11 protein-coding genes are annotated in these 12,586 nt (G+C 71.2%); 10 read left to right on the plus strand and 1 reads right to left on the minus strand.

The annotated features are described in order from the left end of the window. Positions 1–75: 75 nt before the first annotated feature. The 5 genes from ABIC61_RS00650 to ABIC61_RS00670 all read left to right on the plus strand — a co-directional run bounded on the left by ABIC61_RS00650 (position 76) and on the right by ABIC61_RS00670 (position 6,693). Positions 76–1,074, plus strand: a complete 999-nt coding sequence (locus ABIC61_RS00650) for a LacI family DNA-binding transcriptional regulator (protein ID WP_354028415.1) — start codon at positions 76–78, stop codon at positions 1,072–1,074. Between the two features lie 411 nt (positions 1,075–1,485). Next, positions 1,486–3,186: a xylulokinase gene (locus ABIC61_RS00655; protein ID WP_354028416.1), complete on the plus strand. Its 1,701-nt coding sequence runs from the start codon at positions 1,486–1,488 to the stop codon at positions 3,184–3,186. Then, on the plus strand, positions 3,183–3,881 hold the full coding sequence (locus tag ABIC61_RS00660) for an L-ribulose-5-phosphate 4-epimerase (protein WP_354028417.1): 699 nt from the start codon (positions 3,183–3,185) through the stop codon (positions 3,879–3,881). The genes ABIC61_RS00655 and ABIC61_RS00660 overlap by 4 nt, the downstream gene beginning before the upstream one ends. Next, positions 3,878–5,401 carry an L-arabinose isomerase gene (araA, locus tag ABIC61_RS00665; protein WP_354028418.1) on the plus strand — a complete coding sequence of 508 codons (1,524 nt, stop codon included), beginning with the start codon at positions 3,878–3,880 and terminating at the stop codon, positions 5,399–5,401. The genes ABIC61_RS00660 and araA overlap by 4 nt, the downstream gene beginning before the upstream one ends. A 17-nt stretch (positions 5,402–5,418) precedes the next feature. Then, positions 5,419–6,693, plus strand: coding sequence for a D-arabinono-1,4-lactone oxidase (locus ABIC61_RS00670; RefSeq protein WP_502908770.1), 1,275 nt, complete (start codon positions 5,419–5,421; stop codon positions 6,691–6,693). Between the two features lie 40 nt (positions 6,694–6,733). Here ABIC61_RS00670 and ABIC61_RS00675 read toward each other — a convergent pair whose 3' ends face one another. Continuing rightward, positions 6,734–7,666: a LysR family transcriptional regulator gene (locus tag ABIC61_RS00675; protein ID WP_354028420.1), complete on the minus strand. Its 933-nt coding sequence runs from the start codon at positions 7,664–7,666 to the stop codon at positions 6,734–6,736. Between the two features lie 150 nt (positions 7,667–7,816). Between ABIC61_RS00675 and ABIC61_RS00680 the strand changes: the two genes are divergently transcribed. Genes ABIC61_RS00680 through solA (ABIC61_RS00700) form a run of 5 tightly spaced genes read left to right on the plus strand, consistent with a single transcriptional unit; the run spans position 7,817 to position 12,580 of the window. Then, positions 7,817–8,647: an ABC transporter substrate-binding protein gene (locus tag ABIC61_RS00680; protein WP_354028421.1), complete on the plus strand. Its 831-nt coding sequence runs from the start codon at positions 7,817–7,819 to the stop codon at positions 8,645–8,647. Between the two features lie 9 nt (positions 8,648–8,656). Further along, a complete protein-coding gene (locus ABIC61_RS00685; RefSeq protein ID WP_354028422.1) occupies positions 8,657–9,454 on the plus strand; it encodes an amino acid ABC transporter permease in 798 nt (265 codons plus the stop codon). Positions 9,455–9,456: 2 nt separating this feature from the next. Next, positions 9,457–10,254 (plus strand): amino acid ABC transporter ATP-binding protein, encoded by a 798-nt coding sequence (locus ABIC61_RS00690; protein WP_354028423.1) that lies wholly within the window; start codon positions 9,457–9,459, stop codon positions 10,252–10,254. Beyond that, positions 10,254–11,399 carry an N-methyl-L-tryptophan oxidase gene (solA, locus tag ABIC61_RS00695; protein WP_354028424.1) on the plus strand — a complete coding sequence of 382 codons (1,146 nt, stop codon included), beginning with the start codon at positions 10,254–10,256 and terminating at the stop codon, positions 11,397–11,399. Before ABIC61_RS00690 ends, solA (ABIC61_RS00695) begins: the two co-directional genes overlap by 1 nt. Further along, a complete protein-coding gene (gene solA / locus ABIC61_RS00700) occupies positions 11,396–12,580 on the plus strand; it encodes an N-methyl-L-tryptophan oxidase (RefSeq protein WP_354028425.1) in 1,185 nt (394 codons plus the stop codon). The genes solA (ABIC61_RS00695) and solA (ABIC61_RS00700) overlap by 4 nt, the downstream gene beginning before the upstream one ends. The last annotated feature ends 6 nt before the right edge of the window (positions 12,581–12,586 follow it).

Consider the following 12,586-nt stretch of genomic DNA (forward strand, 5'->3'; position numbering starts at 1 on the left):
ACCGTTGCGCAAGGGTCGTCCGCGTCGAATGCATATGATCGTCATCTCAGTTCGTGGGTCGGAAAGGTGGTTGCCGTGACGGTCGATCGTGTCTCGCAGCCCGTCCGGATCACCGACGTCGCCGCGCTCGCCGGGGTGTCGATCGGCACCGCGTCGAAGGCCCTCAACGGGACCGGACAGCTCCGGGACGCCACCCGCGCCCGGGTGAAGGACGCCGCCGAGAAGCTCGGGTTCGTCGGCGACGCCCGTGCTCGTGCGCTGTCGTCCGGCCGGACCTACACGGTCGGCATGATCACGACGGACTCGTTCGGCCGGTTCTCGATCCCCGTGCTGCTCGGCGCCGAGGACGCCCTGTCCGCCGGGCAGATGGCCGTGCTGCTCTGCGACACCCGCGACGACCACGTCCGCGAGGCCCACTACCTCCGCTCGCTCGCCGCGCGCGGCGTCGACGGCATCATCGTGACCGGGCGTTCCGCGGACCCCAGGCCGCCGATCGACGTGTCCATCCCGGTCGTCTACGCCTTCACGCCGTCGACCTCGGACGCCGACGTCTCGATCACCCTCGACGACTCCGCCGGCAGCGCCGAGGTGGCATCGCACGTGCTGTCGCTCGGACGGCAGCGGGTCGCGATCGTCACCGGGCCCGCGCGGCACCGGTCCGCCGAGCGCCGCGTGTCCGGTGCCGTCTCGGTGCTCGGGTCCCGGCTCGTCGGCGAACCGCTGTACGGCGAGTGGTCGGAGCGGTGGGGACGACAGGCGGTCGACGTGCTCGCTCGGGGGTCGGTGGACGTCGACGCGATCGTCTGCGGGAGCGACCAGATCGCCCGTGGCGTGTGCGATCGACTGCGGGAGGTCGGTCGGTCCGTCCCCGACGACGTCGCGGTCACCGGGTTCGACGACTGGGACGTGATGGCGCTCGCGAGCCGGCCGCCGCTGACCACGGTCGACCTGCGGCTCGAGGAGCTCGGGCGTGTGGCGGGGCGGGCGCTCCTCGACCTGATCGACGGTGGGGCGGCGGCGTCCTCTGCGGTCACCCCGACGCTCGTCATCCGCGAGAGCACGATCGGCGCGTAGCCCGCGGGGTGCGCCTGCTTCCCGAGCGGGTGAAATACGTCGCGCTCGACGTCCCCGACCGGTGCGTTCTGCCCGCTCGCTGTCACACTGACGGCGGGTCCTGCCCGTTCGCGGGGTGCGAGGCGGGCGGGCATGCCGCGCGTGCACGCCAGGCCTTCCCGCCGGCGCCGGCGTCCGCGTCGCGCAGCCGCTGGCGCCGACCGGGCAAGACGTGCCGTCGTATGCGCGGCGAGCGGGCGCAACACGCCGATGAGGCGAGGTGAGCGCGACGTATTTCACCCCTCGGGGATCGTTCGGGGTTGGATCGAGCGCTTCGGTGCAGCGTCCGACGCGCGGCGGCGTTGCATGAGTGAGCGCTCACGTGCCAGGATGTGAGCGCTCACGGAGGACGATGAGGTTCTGGAGGAACGCATGGGCGACGATCGCCGGCAGCAGGTCGTGGACGGCCGCACGACACTCGGCATCGAGCTCGGCTCCACACGCATCAAGGCGTGCCTGGTGGACGAGGACCTCGTGCCCGTCGCCGCGGGCGCCCACGAGTGGGAGAACGAGTTCGTCGACGGCCGCTGGACCTACTCCCTCGAAGCCGTCGAGACCGGACTCCGCGCCGCCTACGCCGCCCTCGTGGCCGACGTCGAGGCGCAGTACGGCGTCACCCCGACGACCTTCCGCGCCGCCGGCGTCAGCGCGATGATGCACGGGTACCTCGCGTTCGACGCCGCGGGCGAGCTGCTCGTGCCGTTCCGCACCTGGCGCAACACCTCGACCGGTCCCGCCGCCGAACGGCTCAGCGACGCCCTCGACTTCAACGTCCCGCTGCGCTGGTCGGTCGCGCACCTGTACCAGGCGGTCCTCGACGAGGAGCCCCACGTCGCCGAGCTCGCCCGGGTCACCACGCTCGCCGGCTACGTCCACCACCGGCTCACCGGACGCGACGTCCTCGGCGTCGGCGACGCCTCCGGGATGTTCCCCATCGACAGCGGCCCGGTCGACAGCGGTCCCGGCGAGCCCGGCCACCGGGACTGGGACCGCGACAAGCTCGCCACGGCGCAGGACCTGCTGGGCGGAGCCGTCCCCGATCTCCGCACGCTCCTGCCCGAGGTGCTCGTCGCCGGGGAGCACGCCGGCGACCTCACCCCCGAGGGCGCCGCGTGGCTCGACCCGACCGGCACCCTGCAGCCCGGCGTCCCGCTCTGCCCGCCCGAGGGTGACGCCGGCACGGGCATGGTCGCGACGAACGCCGTCGCTCCCCGCACCGGCAACGTCAGCGTCGGCACGAGCATCTTCGCGATGGTCGTCCTCGAGCACCCGCTGAGCACCCCGCACGAGGAACTCGACGTCGTGACGACCCCCTCCGGTGACGCCGTCGCGATGGTGCACTGCAACAACGGGGCGAGTGAGATCGCGAGCTGGGCGAAGGTCTTCGGACGGTTCGCCGAAGCGTCGGGCAGCCCGATGGCGACGGACGACGTGTTCCGGGTCCTCCTGGGCGAAGCCGAGCACGCCGACCCGGACGCCGGCGGGCTCCTGTCCTTCAACTACCTCGCGGGGGAGCCCGTCACGCACGTCGAGGACGGCCGACCCCTGCTGCTCCGGACCCCGGACGCACGGTTCACGCTCGGCAACCTCGTCCGCTCCGAGGTGCACGGCGCCTTCGCCACCCTCGCGATCGGCATGGACGTCCTGCACGGCGAGCACGTCCAGATCGACCGGATGACGGCGCACGGCGGTGTCTTCCGTACCCCCGGTGCGCCGCAGCAGTTGCTCGCCGCGGCCCTGCGGGTCCCGGTCGCCCTCGAGGAGACCGCGGGCGAGGGCGGCGCCTGGGGCATCGCCGTGCTCGCCGCCTACCTCGAGCACACCGACCAGCACCTGGCGGACTTCCTGGCGGACACGGTGTTCGGCGGCGATGCCGTGCACGTGGCCGACCCCGCGCCGGGCGACGTCGACGGCTTCCAGACCTACCTCGGCCGGTACCGTGCAGCGCTCCCCGTCCAGGACGCAGCAGCCGCTGCTACCAGCCACGCGACCCGACCCAGCGCCACCACCCACCACGGCGAGCCGACGGCGGGTGCCGAGCCGCGCCTCCAGGAAGAGGAAGTGACCCGATGAACGACGAGATCCAGCAGGCGGTCGCCGCCACCCGTGAGCGCGTCGCGAGCCTGCACGGTGAACTCGTGCGCTACGGCCTCGTGATCTGGACCGGCGGCAACGTCTCCGAGCGCGTTCCCGGCACCGACCTGTTCGTCATCAAGCCGTCCGGTGTGTCGAGCGACGACCTGACCCCGGAGAACCAGGTGGTCTGCACGCTCGACGGTGTGCCCGCCGAGGGCTGGGGCAACGAGCACGGTCCGTCCTCCGACACCGCCGCCCACGCGTACGTGTACCGGAACATGCCCGAGGTCGACGGTGTCGTGCACACCCACTCGACCTACGCGACGGCGTGGGCTGCCCGCGCCGAGGAGATCCCGTGCGTGATCACGGCGATGGCGGACGAGTTCGGCGGCCCGATCCCGGTCGGCCCGTTCGCGATCATCGGCGACGACTCGATCGGTCACGGCATCGTCGAGACGCTCAGCGGCCACCGCTCCCGCGCGGTCCTGATGCAGAACCACGGCGTGTTCACGATCGGCAAGGACGCGAAGGACGCCGTGAAGGCCGCCGTGATGTGCGAGGACGTCGCCCGGACCGTGCACATCGCACGGCAGGGCGGCGAGACCGTGCCGATCGCGCAGGAAGACATCGATCGACTCTTCGATCGCTACCAGAACGTCTACGGACAGAACCCCGAAGGAGCCATGCGATGACGCAGGTGAACCCCCAGGCCACCCTGGACAGCTACGAGGTCTGGTTCCTCACCGGGTCCCAGGGGCTCTACGGCGAGGAGACCCTGCGCCAGGTCGAGGAGCAGAGCAAGGCCGTGCACGCCGAACTGGCCGGTGCGCTGCCGGTCAAGCTCGTCTGGAAGCCGGTCCTGAAGGACGCCGACGGCATCCGTCGCGCCCTCATCGAGGCCAGCGCCGACGACAAGGTCATCGGCGTCACGACGTGGATGCACACGTTCAGCCCCGCGAAGATGTGGATCGGCGGGCTCCAGGCGCTCACGAAGCCGCTGCTGCACCTGCACACGCAGGCGAACGTCACCCTGCCGTGGGCGGACATCGACTTCGACTTCATGAACCTCAACCAGGCCGCGCACGGCGACCGGGAGTTCGGGTACGCCCTCGCGCGCCTCGGGGTCCGGCACGCCACCGCCGTCGGGCACGTCTCGGACCCCCGCGTGCAGCAGCGGGTCGCGAACTGGACCCGTGCCGCAGCCGGTGCCGCTGCCGTGCGGGAGCTCAAGCTCACCCGCTTCGGCGACAACATGCGCTACGTCGCCGTCACCGAGGGCGACAAGACCGAGGCCGAGATCGAGCTCGGCGTGCAGGTGAACACCTGGGCGGTGAACGAGCTGGCTGCCGCGGTGGACGCCGCTGCGGCGGACACGGCCGCGGTGGACGCGCTCGTGGCGGAGTACGACGCGCAGTACGACGTCGTCGACGACCTGCGTGACGGCGGACCACGCCGTGCCGCGCTCCGCGACGGTGCCGCGATCGAGATCGGCCTCCGCGCCCTTCTCGCGCAGAACGGGTCCGCGGCGTTCACCACCAACTTCGAGGACCTCGGCACCCTCAAGCAGCTCCCCGGTCTCGCCGTGCAGCGCCTGATGGCCGACGGCTACGGCTTCGGCGCCGAGGGTGACTGGAAGACGGCCGTCCTGGTCCGTGCGATGAACGTCGCCGGCGCCGGACTGCCCGGTGGCGCGAGCCTGATGGAGGACTACACCTACGACCTCACCCCGGGTGCCGAGAAGATCCTCGGTGCCCACATGCTCGAGGTCTCGCCGACCCTCACCACGACCAAGCCGACGCTCGAGATCCACCCGCTCGGCATCGGCGGCAAGGACGACCCGGTGCGCCTGGTCTTCACCGCCGACGCCGGCGAGGCCGTGGTCGTGGCGCTGTCCGACACCCGCGACGGCTTCCGGCTCACCGCCAACGTCGTCGACGTGGTGCCCCCGACCGAGGCCCTGCCGAACCTGCCCGTCGGCCGCGCCGTCTGGGAGCCCCGGCCGTCGTTCCCGGTCGCCGCCGAGGCGTGGCTCACCGCCGGTGCCGCCCACCACACCGTGATGACGACGGCCGTCGGACTGCAGGTGGTCGAGGACCTCGCGACCATGGTCGGCACCGAGTTCCTGGTCATCGACGAGCACACCACCGCGCGCGGCTTCCGCGACGAGCTGCGTCTCCAGCAGACGTGGCACCGTCTCGACCGCGGCTTCTGAGGGACACGGACCGTACGATGAGCGACGTGATCGCAGAGCAGCGCACGCGGACGAACTGGGCGGGCAACGTCACCTACCGGGCCTCCGGGTTGGCGCGTCCGACCTCGGTGGCCGCGGTGCAGGAACTCGTCGCGTCGACCGCGCGCCTGACGGCGCTCGGCTCGCGGCACTCGTTCAACGCGATCGCCGACACGGATGCCCTGCAGGTCTCGCTGGCGGACCTGCCGCCGGTGCTCGACATCGACACCGACCGTCGCGTCGTGCGCGTCGCCGCCGGCATGATCCACAGTCAGGTCGCGGCCGGCCTGGAGGCACGTGGCTGGGCCCTCGCGAACCTCGCGTCCCTGCCGCACATCTCCACGGCCGGCGCCGTCGCCACCGGCACGCACGGCTCCGGCATCCGCAACCCGTCGCTCGCGCAGGCGGTGATCGGCCTCGAGGTCGTCCGCGCTGACGGTTCACTCGAGCACGTCGATGCGTCCACGCCCGACGGCGCCCTGGACGCGCACCGGGTGGCACTCGGCGCGCTCGGCGTCGTCACCGCGGTGGAGCTCGCCATCGAGCCCTCGTTCCAGGTCGCCACGACCGTGCACCTCGACCTGCCCTGGGACGCCGTCATCGAGCACTTCGACGAGGTCATGGCGGACGCGTACTCGGTGTCGATGTTCACGTCGTTCGACGACCGCAGCGCACGCCAGGTCTGGGTGAAGCACCGCGTCGACGAACCCGCTCCGGCCGTCGACCTGGTCGCGCTCGGGGCCCGGCCGGCGACCGGCCCCGTCCACCCGGGCGAGAACGACCCCGCCGGGGTCACCGAGCAGGGCGGCGTCTCCGGACCGTGGTCCGAGCGGCTCCCGCACTTCCGGTCCTCGTTCACGCCGTCGACCGGGGCCGAGATCCAGGCGGAGTACCTGCTGCCCGCGTCGTCCGCCGTCGACGCGCTGCAGGCCCTGCGTCCGTTGCAGTCGATGTTCGCGCCGCTGCTCATCGCCGCCGAGGTCCGCACGGTCGCACCCGACACCGCCTGGCTCGCGCCGTCGTCCGGGCGACAGTCGGTTGGGATCCACTTCACCTTCCGGCGGGACGCGGACGCCGTGGCCGCCGCGGTCCAGCGCATCGAGGAGGCACTCGCCCCCTTCGACGCCCGGCCGCACTGGGGCAAGGTCTCGGCCGCGAGCGCCGAACGCCTGCACGAGGTGTACCCGCGGCTGGACGCGTTCGCTGCTGTGGCGCGGGACCTCGACCCCGCGGGCAAGTTCCGCAACGACTTCCTCACGCGCGTGCTGACCTGACCCGAGGGCGGAACGCCGACGGTGTGGGCCGTCGGTAGGGTCAGCGGAGGAGCGGCGGTCGGTTGCCCCGGGCGACCTCGCGCTCGGCCAGCGTGCGCATCTCATCGTGGACGAGCTCCAGGAGCAGGTCAGCGGCGACGAGCCCGTCGTGCTGTCGCCGGAGCACCGAGAGTGGTGTCGTGGCGTGCTCGTCCGTGACCGGGACGTATCGGACGCCGTCGAAGGCGTGCAACGTCGACACGAACGGCATGAGTGAGACCCCGAGTCCGCACGCGATCGACGAGAGCATGGCGACGTCGTCGAGGGAGTACGTCCGGATCTGCGGGGAGAACCCGGCCCGGACGCATGCGCTGACGATGGCGTCGTAGCCCGGGATCCCCTCGTCGCGGTGGAAGAGCACGAACGGGTCGTCGCGGAGCTCCACGAGGTCGATGCGCTCCCGCGCTGCGAGCGGATGTGTGGAGGGCACGGCGGCGACGAGCGGTTCGTGCGCGATGAACGAGTGGGCGACGCCCTCCGGGGCCTCGACGAGCCGCCCGAACGCGAAGTCGACGCGGTGTTCGAGGACCGCCCGGTAGACGTGGGTGTCGAACACGCTCATGAGCGACACGCGGACGTCCGGCATCGCCGCACGGAGCCGCGGGACGACGCGAGGCACCAGGCCGGCGAACGTCGACGAGATCGAGGACACCTTGAGCGGCACGGTCGCCGTCGGCTCGTCCGCGACCGAGGCTTCGACGCGCTCGGCGTGGTCGAGCAGCGCCTTCGCCTGTTCAGCGAGCACCCGACCCTGCGGAGTGAGCTCCGGCGCTCGCCGCTGTCCCCGTTCAAACAACGACACGCCGAGTTCCCGCTCGAAGCGCGAGACCGACTGGCTGAGCGCCGACTGGCTCACGCCCAGTCGAGCGGCGGCGTCCTTGAAGGAGAGATCCTCGGCGACCGCCGTGAACGCTCGGAGATCGCGCAGTTCCATGCCCTGATCGTCGCACGATACTTCGCTCGATCTGCGATTCCGGTCGGTAAAGGTCGTGTTACTAAATTATTTCCGGACGTTTTTCATGCGCTTGTATCGCCTACGGTGATTTTGCCCGCACCACCTCACCTCCCCAGCACAGGAGTCACCATGCGACGCACCCACACCAAGGCCGCGGCGGTCGCGGTCATCGCGGCCCTCGCCATCGGGCTCACCGCCTGCTCGACGACCTCCACCGCCTCGACGTCCGGCTCGTCCGAGGACTACGGGACGCTCACGCCCGGGACCCTCAAGATCGGGACCCTGAGCGACGCCAAGCCGTACGCGTACAACGAGAACGGCAAGCTCACCGGCTTCGAGGTCGACATGGCCACCGCGATCGCGAAGCGCCTGGACCTCAAGCCGGTCTTCGTCCAGCAGGAGTTCTCGACGCTCCTGCCCGCCGTCGCCGCCGGATCGCTCGACGTCGCCGCGGCCAGTACGTCGGTCACGCCCGAGCGCAAGAAGTCCGTGGACTTCTCGAACACCTACTTCATCGGCTACATCTCGATCATCACCCCGTCCGGGTCGAGCATCACGGAGAAGGCCTCGACCCTGAAGGGCAAGCGCCTCGGCCTCATGCAGGGCACCCTGGAGGACCAGTACGCGCAGGACCACTTCCCCGGCGTCCAGATCGTCCGGTACCCGGACAACAACGCGGCGAAGGCCGCGATGCAGGCCGGCAGCATCGACGCGGTCTTCCTCGACTACCCGATCGGGCAGGACTTCGTCGACAAGGACTCGTCGATCCAGATGCCGATCAACATCGAGCTGCCCGAGTACCCGGTCGCGATGAGCATGCACAAGGACAAGCCCGCGCTCAAGAAGGGCATCAACGCCGCGATCAAGGACATCATCGCCTCGGGCGAGTGGCTGGAGATCGAGAAGCAGTACTACCCGGACGCGCCGGTGCCGGACCAGTTCCAGCCGACCGAGAAGTAGGACGCCATCGTGGACCAGCTCCAGACGCTCCTGCAGTCGTTCTTCAACGTCCCGGACATGCTCGTCGTCCTCCCCGACATCCTCGGGTACGGGCTCTGGAACACCCTGCTGCTCGCCGCGGCCGCGACCGTGGTCGGCATCGTCATCGGCCTGGTGCTCGCAGCACTCGCGGTGTCGAGGAGCCGCGCACTCCGAGTGCTCGCGGGGATCTACACGGACGTGTTCCGCGGGTTGCCGGCGATCCTCACGATCCTGGTCCTGGGGCAGGGGCTCGCCCCGCTGTTCAACCCGATCACCAAGGGCAACCCCTACCCGCTCGGCATCCTCGCCCTCGGTCTGATCGCCGGCGCGTACATCGGCGAGATCTTCCGGTCGGGCATCCAGAGCATCGACAAGGGGCAGCTCGAGGCGGCGAGGGCGCTCGGCATGGGCTACGGACCGGCCATGCGGCTCATCGTCATCCCGCAGGGGATCCGGCGGGTGCTGCCGGCCCTCGTGAACCAGTTCATCGCGATCGTCAAGGACTCGTCGCTGGTGTACTTCCTCGGACTGGTCACCTCGCAGCGCGAGCTGTTCCGGGTCGGACAGGACGCGGCGGTCACCTACGCGAACCTCTCGCCGCTCGTCACCGCGGGCATCTTCTACCTGCTCATCACGGTGCCGCTCACGCACCTCGTCAACGTCATCGACCGCCGTCTCCGGACCGGCCGTGCCGCCGTCGACGCGAGCGACGAGGGCGGCCCGCGTTCCTCGGCGAACCCAGCCACCGCTCCCGCAGGAGCCGTCACGATCGGACAGGACGGATGACCATGACCACGCCCACGAACAGCGCGACCACTCCCGGTCTCGACACCGGGGTCACCGACCTCGTCGGGGACATCCGGGGAGCCGGACTCGAACTCCGCGGGATCACCAAGCGCTTCGGCGCCAACGAGGTGCTGCACGGCGTCGACCTGGCGGTCCGGCCGGGTCACACCGTCTGCGTCATCGGACCGTCGGGCTCCGGCAAGTCCACCCTGCTGCGCTGTGTCAACCGACTCGAGGAGCCCACCTCCGGCACGATCCTGCTCGACGGCGAGGACATGACGGCGGGCGACCCGGACCGGCTCCGCAGTCGTGTCGGCATGGTGTTCCAGCACTTCAACCTGTTCCCGCACAAGACCGTCCTCGACAACATCGTCCTGCCGTTGCGGAAGGTGCGCGGGCTCGCGGTCGACGAGGCCCGGGACCGCGCGGTTCGATCGCTCGCGGACGTCGGGCTCGCCCACAAGCGCGACTTCCGGCCGTCGAGCCTGTCCGGCGGGCAGCAGCAGCGCGTCGCGATCGCCCGGGCACTGGCGATGCGTCCGGAGGTGATGCTCTTCGACGAGGCGACCAGTGCACTCGACCCCGAGCTCGTGAAGGAGGTCCTCGACCTGATGACCGGCCTCGCGACAGCCGGCATGACCATGCTCGTCGTCACGCACGAGATGGGGTTCGCCCGCCGCGCCGCCGACCACGTCGTGTTCATGGACCAGGGCCGGATCGTCGAGCAGGGCGAGGCTGCGACGATGTTCGAACGCCCCGAGTCCGAACGGCTCGCCGGCTTCCTGTCGAAGGTCCTCTGATGTCGTCCCGGCCCCGCGTCGCCGTCGTCGGGACGGGCACCATGGGCGCGATGACGCTGTGGCAGCTCGCACGGCGCGGGGTCGAGGCGGTCGGCTTCGACCGGTGGGCGCCGGGTCACGCGTTCGGCGCGGCGGGCGGTGAGACGCGGCTGTTCCGCAGTGCCTACGCCGAAGGCCCCGAGTACGTCCCCCTCCTCGCCGAGTCGCTCCCGGAGTGGCGGGCACTCGAGGCGGAGAGCGGCCTCGACCTGCTCACGCTCACCCGGGGGCTGATGATCGGCCGCCCCGGCTCGGCCTTCATGCGCGGCGTCGTCGCCTCGGTCACCGAGAACGACCTGCCCCACGAGGTGCTCACCGCAGCGGACGCCCGCGCCCGGTTCCCCGAGACCGTCATCGACGAGGACGAGACAGCCGTCCTCGACGAACGGTCGGGGGTGCTCCGTGCGGAGGTCTCCGTGTCGGCCGCCGCCCGTGTGGCCACCGACCGCGGTGCCGTGCTGCGCATCGGTGACGCGGTGGTGGCGGTGGAGCCGACCCCCACCGAGGTGACCGTCGTCACGGAGGGCGGGGCGCGCCTCCCGTTCGACCGCGTGGTGATCGCCGCCGGAGCCTGGTCGAACCGCGTCGCGGGGGTCGACCTGCCACGGCTCGACGTCCAGTCGATCGCCGTGCACTGGTACCCGGTCCGTCACCCGGCACGGTTCACGCCCAACCGCTTCCCGTTCGTCTGCCGGGACGCCGGCGTCGACTTCTGCGTCTGGCCGACGACTGACGGGGCGACCGTCAAGGTCGGCCTGGCCGCCGGCCTCGACCACCTGGCGAACGCCGACGAGCTCGACCAACGCATGCCGGACGAGCTCGTCCCCGTCGTCGACGAGTACGTCCGCCGCTACGTGCCGGACGCCGTCCCGGCTGCGGTCCGGCACGCCGTCCAGGTCGACGCGTGGACCGCCGACCACGACTTCATCGTGGACACCGCGGCCGACGGTCGCGTCGTCGTGCTCGCCGGGTTCTCCGGCCACGGCTTCAAGATGGCGCCCGTCATCGGACGCGCCGCCGCCGACCTCGCGCTCACCGGGTCCACCGCGCTGCCGGTCGGGCGGTTCCGCGCGGACCGCTTCGCACGGAACCCGACGCTCCGATGACCCGCTTCGACGCCGAGGTCGGCGTGGTCGGCGTGGGGACGATGGGGGCCCAGACCATGTGGCAGCTCGCCCGCCGCGGGATCCCGACCATCGGGTTCGAGCAGTTCGCACCGGGACACGACCGGGCTGGCGCCGGCGGTGAGTCGCGGCTCTTCCGGACCGCGTACCTCGAGGGCAGTCACTACGTGCCCCTGCTCCGACGGTCCCGCGCCGAGTGGGAGCAGCTCGGTGCGGACACCGGGGTGCGACTGCTCCACATGAGCGGCGGCCTGATGATCGGGACGGACGGCTCCGCGTTCCTGCGGTCGGTGGCGCGGTCGATCGACGAGCACGCCGTCGACCACGAGTTCCTCGACACGGACGCGCTCCGTGCCCGGTACCCGCAGCACACGGTCCGTGCCGGCGACGTCGCCTACCTCGACCACGAGTCCGGCTGGCTGCGGCCCGAGGTCGCCGTCACGCTCGCCGCAGCCGAGGCCGAACGGCTCGGCGGTATCGTCCACCGCCGGGCCCGCGTGACCGAGATCCGGATGACCGACGCAGCGGTGGAGGTGCACACCGACGAACGGGTGTTCCGGTTCCCGAAGCTCGTCGTCTCGGCGGGGGTCTGGACCTCGCAGCTGCTCCCCGGCATCACACCGCTGCACGAGGTCATCCGCATCGTCATGACGTGGTTCCCGACCACGACCCCGGAGCGGTTCACCGAGGACGTCTTCCCGATCTTCGTCCGCCAGTCCGACGGGTTCGACATCTCCGGCTGGCCGTCCGTCGACGGTGCCACGGTGAAGATCGGCCTGAACAACGGATGGGACCGCGTCGCCGATCCCGACGACCTCGACCGGTCCGTCCCGGACGCGCTCTTCGACGAGGTGCGGGACGCCGTCCGTGGGCTCGTGCCCGGCGTCGTGCCGGAGGTCGTCCGCGCCGGCGTGTACATGGACGGCTACACCGCCGACCACGACGCGTTCGTCGGGCCGCTCGGATGGGACGACCGGGTCACGGTGCTCGGCGGCTTCTCCGGACACGGGTTCAAGCTCGCCCCCGCCATGGGCACCGTCGCCGCGGACCTGGCGACGACCGGTGCCACCGACCTGCCCGTCGACTTCCTCGACCCCGCCCGCTTCTCCGCCAACGTCACCGCGGCCGACCGACTGCGCTTCGGCCGCCGCGTGACCCACTGACCCAGC

This window comes from Curtobacterium sp. 1544 (genome assembly GCF_040544915.1).
Classification (GTDB): domain Bacteria; phylum Actinomycetota; class Actinomycetes; order Actinomycetales; family Microbacteriaceae; genus Curtobacterium; species Curtobacterium pusillum_C.